The organism is Alistipes sp. DJF_B185, from assembly GCF_964250025.1.
GTDB classification, from domain to species: domain Bacteria; phylum Bacteroidota; class Bacteroidia; order Bacteroidales; family Rikenellaceae; genus Alistipes; species Alistipes finegoldii.
In genome coordinates this window covers 263257-280645 of sequence record NZ_CAXUDY010000003.1, presented here as the reverse complement: position 1 = coordinate 280645, position 17389 = coordinate 263257, and the positions used below count along the sequence as shown (strand labels likewise).

14 protein-coding genes and 1 tRNA gene are annotated in these 17389 nt (G+C 52.7%); 10 read left to right on the top strand and 5 right to left on the bottom strand.

Annotation, left to right across the window (positions count from 1 at the left end; translation table 11 throughout):
• The first annotated feature begins 4 nt into the window (after positions 1-4).
• The 3 genes from hisA to hisIE are packed head-to-tail and all read left to right on the top strand — an operon-like array spanning position 5 to position 2096.
• Complete coding sequence (hisA, locus tag ACESTR_RS06355) at positions 5-736, top strand: 1-(5-phosphoribosyl)-5-[(5-phosphoribosylamino)methylideneamino]imidazole-4-carboxamide isomerase (RefSeq protein WP_302961238.1); 732 nt, start codon at positions 5-7, stop codon at positions 734-736.
• Complete coding sequence (gene hisF, locus ACESTR_RS06350) at positions 718-1470, top strand: imidazole glycerol phosphate synthase subunit HisF (protein WP_022044007.1); 753 nt, start codon at positions 718-720, stop codon at positions 1468-1470. The genes hisA and hisF overlap by 19 nt, the downstream gene beginning before the upstream one ends.
• A 5-nt stretch (positions 1471-1475) precedes the next feature.
• Positions 1476-2096, top strand: coding sequence for a bifunctional phosphoribosyl-AMP cyclohydrolase/phosphoribosyl-ATP diphosphatase HisIE (hisIE, locus tag ACESTR_RS06345; RefSeq protein WP_278507093.1), 621 nt, complete (start codon positions 1476-1478; stop codon positions 2094-2096).
• Between the two features lie 141 nt (positions 2097-2237).
• Here hisIE and ACESTR_RS06340 read toward each other — a convergent pair whose 3' ends face one another.
• Positions 2238-4196, bottom strand: a complete 1959-nt coding sequence (locus tag ACESTR_RS06340) for a transglutaminase-like domain-containing protein (protein ID WP_302269372.1) — start codon at positions 4194-4196, stop codon at positions 2238-2240.
• 279 nt (positions 4197-4475) lie between these two features.
• Between ACESTR_RS06340 and ACESTR_RS06335 the strand changes: the two genes are divergently transcribed.
• From ACESTR_RS06335 to ACESTR_RS06315, 5 genes are all read left to right on the top strand, one after another.
• On the top strand, positions 4476-5039 hold the full coding sequence (locus ACESTR_RS06335; RefSeq protein WP_302269370.1) for a hypothetical protein: 564 nt from the start codon (positions 4476-4478) through the stop codon (positions 5037-5039).
• A 20-nt stretch (positions 5040-5059) separates the two neighbouring features.
• The gene (locus ACESTR_RS06330) at positions 5060-5494 is read left to right on the top strand and encodes a DUF1573 domain-containing protein (RefSeq protein WP_302269368.1); all 435 of its coding nucleotides are present in this window, start codon (positions 5060-5062) and stop codon (positions 5492-5494) included.
• Between the two features lie 20 nt (positions 5495-5514).
• Positions 5515-6177: a bacteriocin fulvocin C-related protein gene (locus tag ACESTR_RS06325; protein ID WP_302269366.1), complete on the top strand. Its 663-nt coding sequence runs from the start codon at positions 5515-5517 to the stop codon at positions 6175-6177.
• A 151-nt stretch (positions 6178-6328) separates the two neighbouring features.
• Positions 6329-7264, top strand: a complete 936-nt coding sequence (locus tag ACESTR_RS06320) for a TlpA family protein disulfide reductase (RefSeq protein ID WP_279066417.1) — start codon at positions 6329-6331, stop codon at positions 7262-7264.
• Positions 7265-7268: 4 nt separating this feature from the next.
• The gene (locus tag ACESTR_RS06315) at positions 7269-8993 is read left to right on the top strand and encodes an O-antigen ligase family protein (protein ID WP_373179016.1); all 1725 of its coding nucleotides are present in this window, start codon (positions 7269-7271) and stop codon (positions 8991-8993) included.
• Positions 8994-9049: 56 nt separating this feature from the next.
• On the opposite strand, the gene ACESTR_RS06310 is transcribed toward ACESTR_RS06315, so the two are convergent.
• Positions 9050-9123, bottom strand: a tRNA-Met gene (locus tag ACESTR_RS06310).
• A gap of 133 nt (positions 9124-9256) precedes the next feature.
• On the opposite strand from ACESTR_RS06310, the gene ACESTR_RS06305 reads away from it, so the two are divergent.
• A complete protein-coding gene (locus ACESTR_RS06305; RefSeq protein WP_022044008.1) occupies positions 9257-9937 on the top strand; it encodes a potassium channel family protein in 681 nt (226 codons plus the stop codon).
• 30 nt (positions 9938-9967) lie between these two features.
• On the opposite strand, the gene mscL is transcribed toward ACESTR_RS06305, so the two are convergent.
• The 3 genes from mscL to ACESTR_RS06290 all read right to left on the bottom strand — a co-directional run bounded on the left by mscL (position 9968) and on the right by ACESTR_RS06290 (position 13640).
• Positions 9968-10450: a large conductance mechanosensitive channel protein MscL gene (gene mscL, locus ACESTR_RS06300; protein ID WP_014776360.1), complete on the bottom strand. Its 483-nt coding sequence runs from the start codon at positions 10448-10450 to the stop codon at positions 9968-9970.
• 119 nt (positions 10451-10569) lie between these two features.
• On the bottom strand, positions 10570-12423 hold the full coding sequence (locus ACESTR_RS06295; protein ID WP_373179014.1) for a biotin/lipoyl-containing protein: 1854 nt from the start codon (positions 12421-12423) through the stop codon (positions 10570-10572).
• A 122-nt stretch (positions 12424-12545) separates the two neighbouring features.
• The gene (locus tag ACESTR_RS06290; RefSeq protein WP_195559284.1) at positions 12546-13640 is read right to left on the bottom strand and encodes an AI-2E family transporter; all 1095 of its coding nucleotides are present in this window, start codon (positions 13638-13640) and stop codon (positions 12546-12548) included.
• 409 nt (positions 13641-14049) lie between these two features.
• Here ACESTR_RS06290 and ACESTR_RS06285 point away from each other — a divergent pair, with 409 nt between their 5' ends.
• Positions 14050-17334 (top strand): carboxypeptidase regulatory-like domain-containing protein, encoded by a 3285-nt coding sequence (locus ACESTR_RS06285; protein WP_195559283.1) that lies wholly within the window; start codon positions 14050-14052, stop codon positions 17332-17334.
• Positions 17335-17389: the final 55 nt, after the last annotated feature.

The following is a 17389-nucleotide window of genomic DNA, read 5'->3' as shown; positions in this document are numbered from 1 at the left end:
CACGATGAAAATAGAAATCATACCCGCAACGGACATTATCGGCGGCGCCTGCGTGCGGCTGACGCAGGGCGACTACGGCCGCCGGACGACCTATTACAGCGACCCGCTCGAAGCGGCGCTCCGCTTCGAAGAGACGGGCATACGCCGCCTGCACATGGTCGATCTCGACGGCGCCAAGGCCGCACAGCCCCGCAACCTCGCCGTGCTGGAACGCATAGCGTCGAAAACCGCGCTCGAAGTGCAGTACGGCGGCGGCATCAAAAGCACCGAGGCGCTCCGCAGCGTATTCGACGCGGGCGCAAGCCGAGCCATCTGCGGAAGCGTCGCCGTACGCCGGCCGGAGCTTTTCGCCGGATGGCTCGCGGAATTCGGGCCGGGAAAGCTGATTCTCGGAGCCGACATCCGCAACGGCAAAGCAGCCGTTCAGGGCTGGACGGAAGCGTCCGAGCTCTCGGCTCAGGAGCTGATCGCGCAGTTCGCACCGCAGGGACTCGCGCAGGTAATCTGCACCGACATCGCCCGCGACGGCATGCTCTGCGGCGCATCGGCGGAGTTTTACGCCGCACTTCAGGGGCAGTTTCCCGGCGTGGAGATCACCGTAAGCGGCGGCATCGGCTCGATGGCCGACATCGAGGCGCTCGACGGCGCGGGCCTGCGCAGCGTCATCGTCGGCAAAGCCCTCTACGAAGGACGTATCACACTCGAAGAACTGAAGCGATGCTTGCAAAACGCATAATTCCCTGTCTCGACATCCGCGAGGGGCAGACGGTCAAAGGGATCAACTTCGCAGAGCTGAAAAACGTCGGCGACCCGGTGGAACTCGGTGCGAAATACGCGGCCGAAGGGGCCGACGAGTTGGTGTATCTCGACATCAGCGCCACGGAGGAGGGGCGCGGCACCTTCACCGGGCTGGTATCGCGCATCGCGGCGCGCATCGACATTCCGTTCACCGTGGGCGGCGGCATCGCATCGGTCGCGGACGCAGGCCGGCTGCTCGACGCGGGAGCCGACAAGGTCACGGTAAACAGCGCCGCCGTGCGCGATCCGGCGCTGATCGACGCCATCGCGTCGAAATACGGTTCGCAGTTCGTCGTCGCGGCCATCGACGCCAAAAAGATCGACGGCGTGTGGCGCGTCACGACCCACGGCGGCAAGCGGCTCACCGAGCGCGAACTGTTCGCATGGGCGCACGAAGTATGGCGGCGCGGCGCGGGCGAGATTCTCTTCACGTCGATGGACCACGACGGCACCCGCGACGGCTACCCCTGCGAAACGTTCGCACGGCTGGCCGAACTACCCATTCCGGTCATCGCTTCGGGCGGGGCAGGCTCGGTGCGGCATATCGCCGACGTGCTGACGCTCGGCAGGGCCGACGCGGCGCTGGCGGCCAGCATCTTCCACTACAACGAAATTCCGATTCCCGCGCTCAAACGGGAACTGCACCGGCAAAACATCAACGTAAGATTATAAACGCCATGAAAATCAAAGCAAAACCCTTTGCGGAACTCGACTCCGCAAAACAGGCCGACGGGCTGATTCCCGCCGTCATACAGGACGACCGCACCCTGCAGGTGCTGATGCTCGGCTACATGAACCGCGAAGCCTACGAAAAAAGCCTGACAGAAGGCCGCGTCACCTTCTACAGCCGCACGCGGGGCTGTCTCTGGACCAAAGGCGAGACCAGCGGCAACTATCTCGACATCGTTTCGGTCACGGCCGACTGCGACGACGACACACTCCTGATCCGCGTCGTCCCCCACGGCCCGACCTGCCACACGGGCGCAAAAAGCTGCTTCGCGGGGGCCGCGCCCGAAACCGAAGGCTTCATCCGTTACCTCCAGAGCGTGATTCGGGGCCGGCACGCCGAGATGCCCGAAGGATCGTACACCAGCAGGCTGTTCGACCGCGGCGTGAACAAAATCGCACAGAAAGTAGGCGAAGAGGCCGTCGAAACCGTGATCGAAGCCGTGGCGGGTAACCGCGAGGCGATGATTTACGAAGCGTCGGACCTCGTATACCACCTGCTGGTGCTGCTCGAAGCGACCGGCTGTTCGGTCGCCGACCTCGAAAAAGAGCTGGCCCGGCGGCACAGCTGAGGAGGGAAACAAACAGCGCAAAAACAAAAAGCGACCGCGACAAATGTCGCGGTCGCTTTTTTTCCGTAGCGGGTCCGAGACTTGAACTCGGGACCTCAATTTGCGCCCGCCGTCCACCACCTAGCATCCGAGGTTCAGGTATTACCACCAAACCTGCCGGTCATTTTCATACGTAAATATCCGTTCGTCGTAACCACGGGTGAGATTGCTGAGCCAGAGCAGCGCATTTGCGGGAACATTGTCGAACAACAGGTATCTTTCGCATGCGACCTGACAGCCCAATGAAGCCCACTTTATTCCGTCCCAATACTTCAACTCGTAAGTATCCCCTGCATGAATCAGATTATCGTCCGTACGGGGCACGCAGCGGACCCGATCTATAACTACAGGTTTGTCGAAAGCCAGGCCATACCAGTTGCCGTCCGCGTCAGGGTGATCATAGGACGTAAGCCAATCTCCATCGAAAACTTTATCCAGCCCCCGCTGCGGCGGAAGTCCATGCGTTCCGATCGGCCGTCCGATCGCCGGAACATCGCTGCCGGGCATAAAGAACTGCAATTCGGAAATGCTCCCATGAGAACCGTCGGCAGAATACAGTCGCCAGTAGCGATATTTTTTCGAGGCCCGAACGGGAATCATATCGGGAAAAACAACGCTGTTGATACTATACAAAACCTCTGCAATCCGGAAGTCGGGATAGTCGGAGGCTTCGATCCGGGCACCGACAATACGATGTTCCATGCGTGCGACATGTTCGTTCAGCAACATCTTACGGGTTACACGGATACGCTCTCTGCATGTGGTATCGGCATTCCGGCAGCAAATGCGTCCGCCGGCATCAATCGTAAAAGGATGGGAGACCGGAACCAGCCCGCTCCCATCATGGCCGAAAACCAAATAGGCGTTTCGGCGGCCCATTTTCGAAAACACCCCTTTCCGCCCGTTGCGACGACCGACATCAATCGGATTCCAGCGGTAATTGTTAAATGCGGCTATATAAAGGTAATCATCCGAAAGGTCGGTTCGGAACAAGGGGACATTCGGATCGGAGGTAGACATATACCAGTCGGTCACATCCTCTTCGAAAGGAGAAAATCCGTCTAGCGGATATTTAGAATTACGAAGATAATCCGAACGCGCCGGAACAGGCGCATAACTATACCGATAAATCTTCGGAATCGGGCGCCACGGATGAAAGGGAGTTCCGGGATCGGAATCCAGCCCCCACTCCGAAGCCATAAAAACTCCGTTGTCATTCATAAAACCGAACCATGCATGCCGCAGAAATCCCCGTCCCCATTGGGGTAAATAGTCGAATACCGCGGGGATACCATGACTTCGCAATACGGCGACGGAGAGCGTCGAATAATCGAAACAGTCTCCGAAAGGCATTCTGTAAAAAGCCGCAGCGGCAAAAAGCCTGTAGCCTTTGTATTCGGCATAGTTCAGCGGTATGTTAGGTCCGACACCCGCCCGCACTTCGGGCAGGATTTGCAAAGTCCTGTAATAAGGGGAATAGCTGTTCTCATCATTCTGCGGGGCTGTTCGAAGCCGTTCGGAAAAGCGGCAGCCCAGCGAGTCGCACCAATAGTCGAGCGGTTGAAATTCCGCAACCTTATAGGGCAGCAACCACGCACAAAACCGGTCGAAGGTCAGGTAGTCCGCCCATGGACTTTCCCACAGGCGGAACGCCCGGTCGATGTGATGAATCAGGTAATCCGCCGTAATAACTTCGATATCGTTACGTATGACGGATTCCAGTGGAGCATGCCGATCCGCAATTTCGTTTAATCCCACCACAATTGGATAAGAGTCACTGACTTCACAATCCAGCAGCGAGTCGATCTCACAAAAGAACGAATCGACTTCCGGACCATATATGCATTGATGTCCGGGCATATTGGCAATCAGGAATTCTGCCGCCCGCAACTTCAGACTATCCGCCTCACACGCTGCATAATGGTCAAGTACACATTCCAATTCCGAGCGGTTCCGCCCGGCAAGCTCAAGCGCCTCGATTACCTCTGCACTACGACGGGACATGCAAGCGGAAAGAAAACAAACGGAGAAGAGAAAATTCAAGAAAAGCAGAAATCTCATAACAAACGAAATTTAGGTTATGCAAATGTATGGAAATATTACGGTCAGCCCCACCCTCAACTCGAACATCCCGTGCTGCACCCGCACAAAAACGAACGGTTCAAATCGCTACATATTAAATAGTTAATATACTAAGTCAAAATTTAAAACATTAAGTTAGTATCAACTTCGATTAATTTATGCGTGATAATCCAATTAATATATCCATACTTTTGTTATCAACATTTTAATATACCGAGCGTCACTTGCTCCAAAATCTTTGTTTTTCTAATTTTAATTATGAAAAAATATTTTATTCCATTATTATCAATAGTACTGATAAGCTGCTCTGCAGGCAATATAAATTATATTGCCTTTGACGAGGCCATGGAGAATATTGATAAAACTCAAAAGGAATCATGGGTATTCATAGGCGATCAAGGTTTAATAACAAAAATCCAAAAGTATGATATCAATAGATTTATATCAAGATATAAGAATACATACGATTTTTATTTTTGCGATATATCTCTACAGAATAATGAACATGTTAATTTCATATATCAGTTGGAGACATTGCCATGTGCAATGTTGATATCACCTCAAAAAAAGGTAAAATACATAACGAATTTCTCATTTGATAGCAAATTAGTATCTCAGCTCAATCAAATTAACAGTCAGGATGCACCCCAATTAACCAATGCAAATTTCAAAATCAAAGGCGAAATACTTTCTTCCTATTTTTCAAATATTTATAATGCATATCTTTCTTTAGACTCGGACAATATCGACAGTCTAAAAAAGGGACTGGATAATATCAATAAATCAATCTCAACGGAACCCCATTTTATAATTATTATTTAGGATATAAATTAACCCGAAAGTTGGACAGGGATTCCATTAGCAATCAATATAGAGAGCATGCAATAACATGGTTTGAATCTAATACAGCGCCCTTATATACATATCTTAATGCGGAATTACTTCAGTCCGATACGACTAAAACCGCCAAGATAGAATTTGACACCAAAATGGTCGATTTTGGAGAAATTTCTATCAAGACACCAAACAAAAAAGTTATAAAGTATTCAAATACGGGAAATGCGCCTTTGGTAATTGTCAGCGCATTGACTTCTTGCAGTTGTATCAAGGTAACATGGGAGCAAAAACCTCTTTTGACAGGGCAGGTTGGAGAGATTTGTATCACCTATAATGGGAGTGAAGAAAACTTGGGAGCTTTTAACCGAAGCATCATATTAATTACGAATGCTACAAAGCGAAATGAAATTTTAACGGCGAAAGGACAGGCAACACTATAAACATTAAAATCAATTTAATTATGAAAAATCTCACATTTATCTCTATTAAACAAGTATTGGTATGCTGTATATCAATCTTATTATTATCGTGTTCTTCTGATGCAAAATATAGTTGCAATCCTGAAATTGAAAAATGGGCCAGAACTAATATCGATAAATATGTAACAGCAACCAGAAGTGAAATAGTCGAATTATCCATGGATCAGCAACGGGCCATTCTCAGAGGGCTGCCAGCAGATAAGAAAGCAAATTTATGGAGAGAGAAGCTGGCTTATATCATGCAGGACAGCAAGTTGTCAGAAGAGGAAAAACAAGAGGTGAAAAACATATATGATTATTTCATTCCATATTTTTATTCGCAGGATGGACTCGAAGAAGCGGAAGAATATGCAAAGAAATGGATTAACCATATGCAAACGACATATAATTGGGATAACGATATGGTATATTACCATATTTTTACATGGCTAACAGCGGAGGAATATGAAAAAGTTTTGCTTCAGGAAAGTTTAAAAACCTTACGGGTTTCGACAAGAAGTGAGGCCGATGCCCCAGATTGTGAATGCCGGTATGACAGCGAATGTCATAATGACAGAGATTGTAATATAAAAGCCAATTGTAAAATAACAGGTAAATGTGGCATCGGGGGACAATGGTCTTGTGACGGACTTTGTAATGGGTAACTGAAATATTATATCTAATCTAACGGTATGGGCCGATTGGCCCATATTAATTTTACATCTATTTAATTAATTTGCCGGTCCAAAAGCCAATCGCTTTGGTGAGACGAATCCAATCTCATTGAGAGATGCCAAAAAATCAAGTCAGAACCTCATGAAAAACAAAATGAAAAAAGGATTAAAAATAGTTTTACTCATCGGACTATCGGTCCTGATATCATACTGTATGATTGACTTGCGGCGAGGAACGTCAGCATTAAGTTTTTTGCAGGGGTTCCTCCTATTAGACATATTGATCGATCCCAGTGCATTTTTTATTTTCACGATCCTTTGTCTCTGGAAGCTGAGGTTGAATAATCCACGGAGCACCGCCCTGCTTATTGCAATCGGAAGTTCAATTATCGAAATAATTGGCATTTTGTATGCGACCATTTTGTATGGTGAACGAATAGAGGATATTCACCCCCTGTATCTTGTGGAGGTGGCAATGAGATATCTGGCTATTTCTGCCGCCTATATAACATTTACCCGCCGACGGTGGTCGTCCCGGATAATCATCAGCCTGCTGACTGCCATGACGATTGTCTGGATGAGCTGGAGCGGTGCGGACTTCATTTACGATTGTTTGACTTTCAAGAGCTGGAAGGGCCGCGTAACTCAAATAATAAAGTGCCCGCTCGATATCCGGAATGCCCAAGGAGAGACGTTCGGTCTTGAAGATTTCAAAGGTTCGTATCTGCTTCTCGACTGTTGGAATACCAACTGCGGCGTATGCTACCGGGAGTTTCCAATTCTGCAGGAACTTTATAACAAATACAAAGACAACCGGTCTATAAAAATCGGAGCCTTGCATTTCAGACGGGAAGAAAAAGCAGAGACAATTACGACCGGACAGGACCGACTGCAAGAGTACAACTATACGTTTCCGGTCTTTTCAATAAAAAGGAATGATCCGGCTGTTACGGAAATAAAAGTCAAATTATTCCCGACGATAATTATCTTCGATCCCGATGGTACATTAATCTTCCGGGGAAGTATAAACGATGCAAAAGATTATCTGCGCAAATTGGTAAAAGGTGGTCAGTTATAAATCATTGGCAGCACTCGACATAAGGGCATTGGTTATAAACGCGGCCATTGCCCTTATGCTGTTTTCGACCATGTTCCTCAACTGCCGTGGATTCGTCGAATCCGAAATCGTATCGAAATGGTATGCCTTTACAGGAGGAAGCGTACTGCTCGGTTTTGGCCTGCTGGTCCTGATCAAGCGTCCGAAGATCGCCATAGATAAAATCTCAATCTTGGCAGCCGCATTTATCTTCTATCTCTTTGCCCGTATATTTTTCAGCGGATCGCCCCAACCGGACATTTTCATTCTTTCGATCGCCTCATTCGCTTCAACTTATCTGTCGTTCAGGCTAATAGATGATTGGGATTTGCACAATACCGATCTTCTCATTGTCATAGCATGCCTGCTGCAGGCCGTATATGGATTACTACAGTACATAGGAATCTTTTATGTCAGCCGAGGATTTGACATTACAGGGAGTTTTGACAATCCGGCAGGCTTTGCCGCATGCCTCTCAGCAGGTTTCCCCTTTTGTCTGGCAGTCATGCGGAAAAGTAAACGGATGCGCCTTTTCGGATTGGCCGCATCCGCAATTATTACCCTGTCCATAATTCTTTCGGGATCGCGGGCAGGCATCCTTGCCGTTGTAATTGTTGCCGCAGTATATTTGGGCCATAGATATTGCGGCCTGCTCAGGAAACACCGCAATTTCATTTTTCCGCTATCAGGCATCATATTCGTCATATTGGTCGCCGGATTGTTTCTCCTCAAAAAGGACTCCGCTCTCGGCCGAATTCTTATCTGGAAAAATACCTGCGAGATGATTTCCCACCAACCGGTGTTGGGCTTCGGACCTTCGGGATTTATGCGGGAATATATGCTCTGTCAGGCTGATTATTTTGCTAAAAATACCGACAGCCCATATGCACTGTTGGCCGGCAATGTAACTCATCCATTCAATGAATATTTGCTGGTTGCAATAGAATATGGCGCAGTCGGACTTCTGCCTGTACTCGACGCATTCGTATTTCTGATAAAATCATCCCGGCAAATAACCATCCCTCATCTTTGTATTTTGTCCGCAGCTGTCTTCGCGTGCTTCTCGTATCCGCTGCGTTATTCTTTCGTGACGGTCTTGCTGGCTTATTCCTTGGCCGCGATTAAGATAAAACCAGCGACCGCCTTTAGGATAAACGGCAGGGGAAAATTCATATGGGCGGCTTTGCTGGGTGTTATTGGTATATTCCTGATACGGGATGTGGAATTTGAAAAACACTGGGGCCGGTTAGCCCGGCAAGACGGTCTTCCGGACAAGAGCGAAATTCTTGACCGTTATGCGGCTCTGCATGCCCAGTGGAACGGAGACCCCATGTTTCTCTATAATTACGGAGCCGTTTTAAATCATGCCGGAGATTATTCCGGCAGCAACGCTGTCATGTTTCAATGCACGGACTATTTCAACGATTATGACGTTCAGCGGATAATTGCGGACAATTACGATAACATGAATAACCAAGAAAAAGCCGAGGAGCACTATATTATCGCCAGCCGAATGATTCCGAACAGATTTGTTCCCCTTTATCAATTATTCAGGCTCTATGAAAAAAACGGGCGGACAAACGAAGCGATGCGTACGGCAAAAGCCATTATCGAAATGCCCGTCAAAGTACAATCCAACGTCGTAGAGAGGATAAGATCCGCCGCAAAAGCGTTTTTATCCGAGACAGATGCCGAAAAACCTACCGAATAAACCCTATAGAAAAAAATGAGGTGCTTAATTTTACTAAGCACCTCATTTCGAAAAAGTAGCGGGTCCGAGACTTGAACTCGGGACCTCATGATTATGAATCATGCGCTCTAACCAGCTGAGCTAACCCGCCATTGCTATCAAAGCGAATGCAAAGGTAATAGAAATTTTCGATCGTGCAAAATCTTCGGGCAAAAAATCGACGGAAAATTCGCATTCCGACGCTTTGGCACTGATTTTGAGCCGAGTGCACGTAAACCGAAAATATGTCCCTGTCAGAATCTACACGCACGGAGATCCGTAACTGCCTGAGCATCCTCAAAGTAATCGCTGGAGTGGTTCTGCTCGCCGCCATTTCGTGGGAAATAATCGCCGGCGACCACATGCACTTTTCACGCAACTACCTGATCATCCAGCTCGTAGTCTGCATTCTGTTCCTGTGCGATTTCTTCGTACGGTGGGCAGCCTCGGAGCGCAAAGCCCGCTTCTTCGGCCGCAATTTCCTCGTACTGCTGATTTCGATACCCTATCTGAACATCATCGACTGGAGCAGCGCCGAACTCCCCCGCTACTGGGCCACGCTGATCGGCATCATGCCGCTGATGCGGGCGTTCCTCGCATTTTACATCGTGGTGCAGTGGCTCGTGGACAACAAGGTCCGAAAACTCTTCTTCGCCTACATCTTCACCGTGGTCGTCTTCACCTATATTTCGGCGCTGGTCTTCTACGATTACGAAATACTCGTGAACAGCAAGCTCCACGGTTTCGGCAACGCGCTGTGGTGGGCGTGGATGAACGTCACGACCGTCGGGGCCGAGATATTCCCCGTGACGACCATCGGCAAGATATTCTGCGTGATGCTCCCCTCGCTGGGCATGATGTTCTTCCCGATCTTCACGACCTACGTACTGCAGGAGTACTCGCACAAAAAAGAGTCCGACCAATAGGCCGGACTCCTCTTTTCGGGGAGACATCCCCTATTTCTTCTGCGCCTTCAGCAGGTCGCGGATTTCGGTGAGCAGCTGCTCCTCTTTGGACAGCACCGGCCCGGCGGCGGGCGCAGGGGCCTCCTCCTTCTTCTTCATCAGGCGGTTCATCAATTTCACCATCATGAAGACGCAGAACGCCAGAATCGTAAAGTCGATGCACTGCTGGATGAAAGCGCCGTAATTCCAGTAGACGGGTTCGACGGCGGCCTGCGCCACCGTCTCGCCTCCACCCGTCACGGCATCGCCGACGGCATGCACGGCGCTCGAAGTCATGTCGCGGAACTTCGAAATATCGAGCCGCAGCTGCGAGAAGTCGGTATTGCCGATCAGCGCCCCGATCGGCGGCATCAGGATGTCATTCACCAGCGACGACACGATTTTGCCGAAAGCGCCGCCGATGATTACGCCGACGGCCATGTCCATCACGTTTCCCTTGAGGGCAAACTCCTTGAATTCTTTGAAAAATGCCATAAATCTGAGGTTAAATTAATCGATGGAACAAATATAGCGATATTTACCGAATCCGCAATCAAAAAAAGCCGCCCGCAGAACGCGGGCAGCTTTTCTTCGGATAAGCAGGCCGGAGGGAACTATACTATCTCGACCAGCACGGCGTCGGTGGCCACGTTGTCGCCGGGATGCGCCAGAATCTGCTTGACGGTGCCGGCGTAATCGGTCGTCACGGAGTTCTCCATCTTCATGGCTTCGAGAACAACGATTTCCTGACCCGCTTTTACCGTATCGCCGACCTTCACCTTGAATTCGATGATGCGGCCGGGCAGCGGTGCCGTAACGGTATTGCCCGTAATGGCGGCCGCAACACTCTCCTCGGCCTTCTTCTCCTCGGCCTTGGGTTCCGCGGGCTTCGAAGCGGCGTAGGCCTTGACCTTCATGTCCGTCAGGAAGTTCTTGGCGACCAGCGGGAAGAGTTCGAGCAGCAGGACCTCCTTCTCGTTGGCGGCGAGTTTCACGCCGCCGGCTTCGGGAAGCTCCGGATTGGGCTGCATCTGGTATTTCGACGTATCGTAAGGAGTCTCCTCGCGGACGCCGCAGATCTTGAAGCGGAATTCGGGGTCGATCTTCACGGGCGTATGTCCGTACTCGCCCTTCACCAGCCCCACGAACTGCGAGCTTTTGTTGGTGTACATCGGACGTCCGGCCTTCTCGTCGAGGGCGCAGTTCACGGCCTGCGCGCCCACGATCTGCGAAGTAGGGGTCACCAGCGGCGGCAGACCCGCGGCCAGACGCACCGACGGAATCAGCTCCATGGCGCGCGGCAGGATATCCTCGGCCTTGAGCTGCTTGAGCTGGGCGACCATGTTCGAATACATACCGCCGGGAATCTCGGCCTTCTGCACCAGTTCGTTGGGAGCCGGGAAGCCGAAGTAAGCTTCGATCTTGCGGCAGGCGTCGATCGTCGCGGCCTCATCGTCGGCCTGAGCGGCCTTGATCGCCTTGTCGAACAGCGCGTCGATCTCGGCGGGCAGCGTGTCGGTGAGCGGATTGAAGGGCTTGGGTTCGGGTTTCTCCGTGCCGAATACCGACTGGTTGAGTTCCTTGCGGATCTCGCGCAGCCGGGTGTTGATCTTGGCGACGGCCTCCATGTTCACACCGGTATCGACGCCGAGTTTCTTGCAGAAGACGTGCACCAGCTCGATGGCCGGGGCGCCCGTGCCTTCGGCGAAATACCAGCAGTTGGTATCGACGACATCGACGCCGGCGATGATTGCCGCAAGTACCGATGCAAGGCCGTAGCCGGGCGTACAGTGGGTATGGAAATCGACCGGAATGTCGATGTTCTTCTTGAACAGCTTGACCAGCGTAGCGACGCGGCGCGGCGGAATCAGACCCGACATGTCCTTGATCGTAATCATGTCGGCGCCCAACGCGGCCATCTGCTTGGCCTTGTCGAGGAAATAGGCGTCGGTGAAGACCTGCTCATGGCCTTTTTTGCCCATGAGCTTGGCGAAGAAACCGGGTTCGGGATATTTCGGATCGACCGTATAGCAAACCGCGCAGTCGGCGATGCCGCCGTACTGCTTGACGTACTTGACCGTCGATTTGACGTTGTCCACGTCGTTCAGGGCGTCGAAAATACGCATGATGCCCAGCCCGCTCTCGATCGAGTTGCGGCAGAAGCCGTCGATCACGTCGTCGGGATAGGGAGCGTAGCCGAACAGGTTGCGGCCGCGCGACAGGGCCGTGAGTTTCGACACATTGCCGACGGCCTTGTAAATGGTCTCCAGACGCGTCCACGGATTCTCATTGAGATAGCGCATCACCGAGTCGGGCACGGCACCGCCCCAGACCTCCATCGCATAGAAATTTGCATCTTTGTAGTACGGCAGGCAGCGGTCTACTTGCGCCTGCGACATGCGCGTCGCGAACGAGGACTGCTGTCCGTCGCGCAACGTAAGGTCTCTGATTTTGAGATTTCTCGCCATTGTGATATATGGATTAAGGGTTCTTATGCTCGTTCTTACTGTTATTCCAATAACAAATATAATAAACAATTTCAAATTCCAACTATTTTGCACGGAATTTTCACAAAAAACGACCGAAAAGATTACTTTTCGTAAAGGCCCCGCTCCGCAGGGACTTCCGGGCCATGCGCCCTGACAGCGCCGCCGGGCACAAAGAGCTGTTTATCAGGCGTGCCGTCGAGGTAGCGCTTCTTGAAGATATTGACGCAGAAGACGAACATCTCAAGCAGCAGCGGACCGAAGATGACGCCCATGAACCCGAAGAGCGAGAGTCCGATGAATACGCCGAAGATCGTCACGAGCGGGTGCGTGTCGGCCAGTTTCTTCTGCATCACGAAACGCACGACGTTGTCCACGTGCGTCACCACCAGTCCGCCGTACAGCGTCAGCCCCACGGCCGGCCCCCACTCGCCCGCAAGGGCCATGTATCCGGCCAGCGGCAGCCAGACCAGCGCCGTGCCGAAGATCGGGATGATCGTCGCGAAGCAGGTCAGCACGCCCCAGAACAGCGGACTGGGAGCGCCGAAGATCAGGTAGCCGATGTAGGCCACGATACCCTGCACCACGGCCAGCAGGGGGATTCCGATGGCGTTCGAGCGGACGATCATATGCACTTCGCGCATGACGCTGCCGCTCACCGAGCTGTCGAAGGGAAGTATCTCGCGGCAGTACTCCTCCATGCGGCGGCCGCCGATGAGCATGAAGTAAAGCACGAACAGCAGCACGACGATATTGATCCCGAAATCGAAAATGCTCGACACGACCCACTGCCCCAGCTTGGGAATCATGCCGATCATCGAGGAGATGTTCTCCTCCTGCCAGAGGTTGTAGCCGGTTTTCTCGTGAATGAGCGCCGCGATGTGCTTGAGCGGCGTAATGATCAAATCGGGCCGGAGCGTGATGTCCTGCACCTGATTGACTACCATCCAGACGATCAGGCTGATGGGGACCAGAAAACAGAGCACCGCCTCGGCCAGCAGCAGCGAGGCGGCAAGACTGCGCCGCCAGCGGCGGCAGGCCGTCAGGACCTGCATCTGCCGCCGGAGCAGCACGTAGATCGTCGCCGCTCCGAGCAGACCACCCAGAAACGGAGTCAGCTCGATGCAGATCGTGATCCCCAGTCCGAGGATCAGCACGAAAAGCGAATAGCGCCAGTATCTTTCCCTGAAGTTCCGCATACGCCGCAGCGGGCGCAAGGAACGTGCCGGAAGCCCCTCCGGCGGCCCCGGCAACGCACTGAAAATTTGTTTGATAAAAATTTCGCATATTCTATTGCGGCGTCGGAATATTTGATTTATATTTGTGCTATGAAACTTATGGCTGACTTAGTCAACATATCGGTCTGTTCGCATCTTTTCCGTATATATGCGGGGGGGGGTGGCTTTTATAACGTGCGAAAACGAACGCAACTAGATCATCGTGACTATATAATATAAGTAACGAGGGATACTCCGGACGAGGTGTATCCCTCTCTGCTTTTACGGACACTCCGGAAAACGGCCTTGCAGGGGTCTGCGGCAGGGAAGCGAATCGCAAATGCAACGAAAACCATAACAAAACCCTTTTTTATTAACTAAATTATCTGGTATGAAGAAACTTTTCATTCTGATGCTCTCGATTTTCACCGTCGCCGCGGCTTCCGCGCAGGTGACGACTTCGGGCATGAACGGTACGGTTACCGACGAACAGGGCCAGCCCCTCGCCGGCGCCACCGTTATCGCCGTGCACACCCCTTCGGGTACGCAGTACGGCGCCGTGACCAACAAGGACGGCCGCTACAACCTGCAGGGCCTGCGTACGGGCGGTCCCTACACCGTGACCTTCTCGTTCGTGGGTTATCAGGGCGTCGAGTTCCCCGGACTCGAACTGCAGCTGGGCGAAACCCTCACGCGCAACGCTTTCCTGAAGGACAGCCAGACGCTCGAAGCCGTAGTCGTTACGGCCGACGGCCGCAACAGCTCGATGAACGTAAACCGCGCAGGCGCCGTTACGAGCATCTCCAGCGAGCAGATCGAGCTGATGCCTTCGGTAAGCCGCAGCATGAACGACATCATGAAACTCACGCCGCAGGCTTCGACCACCACGTCGGGTCTGGCGATCGGCGGCGGTAACTACCGTCAGTCGTACGTAACGGTCGACGGCGCCGCGTTCAACAACGCCTTCGGCATCGGCGGCAACCTGCCCGCAGGCGGCTCGCCCATCTCGCTCGACGCACTGGAGCAGATGTCGGTATCGGTCACCCCCTACGACGTTCGCCAGAGCGGCTTTACGGGCGGTGCGATCAACGCCGTAACCAAGTCGGGAACCAACGAATTCAAGGCTTCGGCATATGTTTTCGCCAAGAGCGACCAGCTTCAGGGCGACAAGTACGACGGCGGCAAACTGTCGCTGAGCGAAATGCGCAACACCACCCTCGGCTTCAGCATCGGCGCCCCGATCGTCAAGGACAAGCTCTTCGTGTTCGCCAACTTCGAGCGCGAGTGGAACACCACGCCGGGAACGTCGCGTCTGGCACGCACCAGCGACGGCCAGAGCTTCGGCGGCGGCTCGCAGTACAACCGTCCGACGGTCGAAAAACTCGACGAAATCAGCAATTTCCTGATCGACAAATACGGCTACAACCCCGGTCCCTACCAAGGCTATTCGGTAAAAACGCCCGGCTACAAACTCATGGCCCGCGTAGACTGGAACATCAACCGCAACAACTCGCTCAACGTACGCTTCAGCCGTACGCAGAACAAGTATTCGTCGTCGCCGTCCAGTTCGATCAGCCCGCTGGACAGCAAACTGACCTATGACCGCAACGACTACGGCCGTACTTCGAATTACGCCATGTATTTCCAGAATTCGCGCTACTATCAGGAGCAGAACTTCACGTCGGTAGCCGCCGAGCTGAATTCGCGCTTCCTCGAAGGCCGTCTGACCAACACGCTGCGCTACACCTACTCGCATCAGTACGAGCCGCGCAGCTACGACGGCAAGCTCTTCCCGACCGTAGACATTCTGGAAGAATACCAAGGCAACCGCGCCGTATACGCCTCGTTCGGTCTCGACCCCTTCACGTACGGCAACCTGCGCGAGGTCAGCACGCACGTCGTGACGGACGAAATCGGCTATACGGTCGGCAAGAACCGTTTCGTCGCCGGTCTGCAGTTCGAGCACAACGTGGCCAAGAACGGCTACCTGCAGGGCGGCGCCGGCTACTACGTCTATGAGACATGGGACGATTTCAAGAACGACCGCGAACCGCTGGCGTTCCGTATCGCCCACGGCAACAACGACGTACTGGCTCAGGAGTATCCCCAGTTCACCTACATGCAGTATTCGATCTATCTGCAGGACGAGATCAATTTCAGCGAGCGCTTCAAGGCGACGGTCGGCATCCGTTTCGAGGTGCCCTCCTACCCCTCCATCGACAACAACGAGAACAAGGACTTCACGCAGGCTTTCGCCAACTACGGCGGCTATAAGACCTCGGACATGCCCAAAGCACGTCTGGCCGTAGCTCCCCGCGTAGGTTTCAACTGGGATATGACCGGCGAACGCAAATACATTCTCCGCGGCGGTACGGGCGTCTTCAACGGCCGTCTGCCGTTCGTATGGCTGGTGTCGGTAGCCGGAAACAGCAACTGCATCCAGAACGGACTCTCGCTCTACAAGGGCGATTCGCGCATGCCCAGCTTCCACACCAACGTCAACGACATGCTGAAGGACATTTACGGCGGCACCTACAAACAGCAGGATCTGGCGGCCAACACGCAGCCTACCATTCTGGACAAGAAACTCAAGATGCCCTCCACGTGGAAGACCTCGCTGGCGCTGGATCTGAAACTGCCGGGTGACGTTGACCTGAATATCGAGGGAATCTACAACAAGGATTTCAACTCGGTAACCGTAACCAAACTCGGTATCGAAGAGAACCCCGCAGGCATTCAGCTTCCGGGCGAACCTGCTCTGCGCAAGGCATGGAAGAGCCAGAATATCAGAAACAAGAATCCCGAAGAGAAATACTCCATCAATCCTTACCTGATCAACAACGCCGATATTGACGGATATTACGCATCGGTTTCCGCTCAGGTGTCGAAACGCTGGGGCTTCGGTCTCTCGCTGATGGCTGCCTACACCTATTCGAGCGCCAAGAACGTGATCGACGGCATCGGCGACCAAGTGACTTCGGCATATAACACCAATACGTTCAACCGCAACGGTTCGAACACGCCCGAACTGGGATACGCATCGTACGTATCGCCCCACCGCATTCTCTTCAACGTAGGCTACCGTCTGGCGCAGAAGAACGGCGCATCGAACTTCGGACTCTACTACGAAGCGTTCCAGCACGGCTATATCGGCGGTTACTCCTACTCGCGCTACTCCTATACGATGGGTAACGTCACCGGCGACGGCGGTGCAGCCCTGCTTCTCTACATCCCGACCCGCGAACAGCTCGACAAGATGACGTTCGCCGATCTGGTGGACAACGGCAAGGTCATCTACTCGGCCGCCGACCAGAAAAACGACTTCTGGGCATTCATCAACAAGGATTCCTACCTGTCGAAGCACATCGGCGAATACTCGAAGCGCGGCGGCGCCGTGATGCCGTGGCAGCACATGGTGAATTTCAAATTCTCGCAGGATTTCTACATCAATATCAACGGCAAGCGCAACACGATCACGCTGGGCGTCGATATCAACAACCTCGCCAACCTGATCAACCGCAACTGGTGCGGCATCGACCGTCTCGAATCGTCGCAGATTCTGAAATACAACACCAAGACCAACGCCTACAACTTCACCAAGCCCGTTTGGTCGAAGTATGCGAGCACGGTTGCGACTTGGTCGGCCATGTTCAGCATCCGCTACACGTTCAACTAAGTCTCCGAAAGACTGCAATGCAAAGAGAGGCCGGTGAAAACCGGCCTCTCTTATT

What these genes read in the sequence shown, in the direction of transcription:
- ACESTR_RS06295 (WP_373179014.1), bottom strand. Translation starts at nt 12,423, where the DNA reads ATGGCGAGAAATCTCAAAATCAGAGACCTTACGTTGCGCGACGGACAG.
- ACESTR_RS06325 (WP_302269366.1), top strand. Translation starts at nt 5,515, where the DNA reads ATGAAAAATCTCACATTTATCTCTATTAAACAAGTATTGGTATGCTGT.
- mscL (WP_014776360.1), bottom strand. Translation starts at nt 10,450, where the DNA reads ATGGCATTTTTCAAAGAATTCAAGGAGTTTGCCCTCAAGGGAAACGTG.
- ACESTR_RS06290 (WP_195559284.1), bottom strand. Translation starts at nt 13,640, where the DNA reads ATGCGGAACTTCAGGGAAAGATACTGGCGCTATTCGCTTTTCGTGCTG.
- hisIE (WP_278507093.1), top strand. Translation starts at nt 1,476, where the DNA reads ATGAAAATCAAAGCAAAACCCTTTGCGGAACTCGACTCCGCAAAACAG.
- ACESTR_RS06335 (WP_302269370.1), top strand. Translation starts at nt 4,476, where the DNA reads ATGAAAAAATATTTTATTCCATTATTATCAATAGTACTGATAAGCTGC.
- hisF (WP_022044007.1), top strand. Translation starts at nt 718, where the DNA reads ATGCTTGCAAAACGCATAATTCCCTGTCTCGACATCCGCGAGGGGCAG.
- hisA (WP_302961238.1), top strand. Translation starts at nt 5, where the DNA reads ATGAAAATAGAAATCATACCCGCAACGGACATTATCGGCGGCGCCTGC.
- ACESTR_RS06285 (WP_195559283.1), top strand. Translation starts at nt 14,050, where the DNA reads ATGAAGAAACTTTTCATTCTGATGCTCTCGATTTTCACCGTCGCCGCG.
- ACESTR_RS06340 (WP_302269372.1), bottom strand. Translation starts at nt 4,196, where the DNA reads ATGAGATTTCTGCTTTTCTTGAATTTTCTCTTCTCCGTTTGTTTTCTT.
- ACESTR_RS06320 (WP_279066417.1), top strand. Translation starts at nt 6,329, where the DNA reads ATGAAAAACAAAATGAAAAAAGGATTAAAAATAGTTTTACTCATCGGA.
- ACESTR_RS06305 (WP_022044008.1), top strand. Translation starts at nt 9,257, where the DNA reads ATGTCCCTGTCAGAATCTACACGCACGGAGATCCGTAACTGCCTGAGC.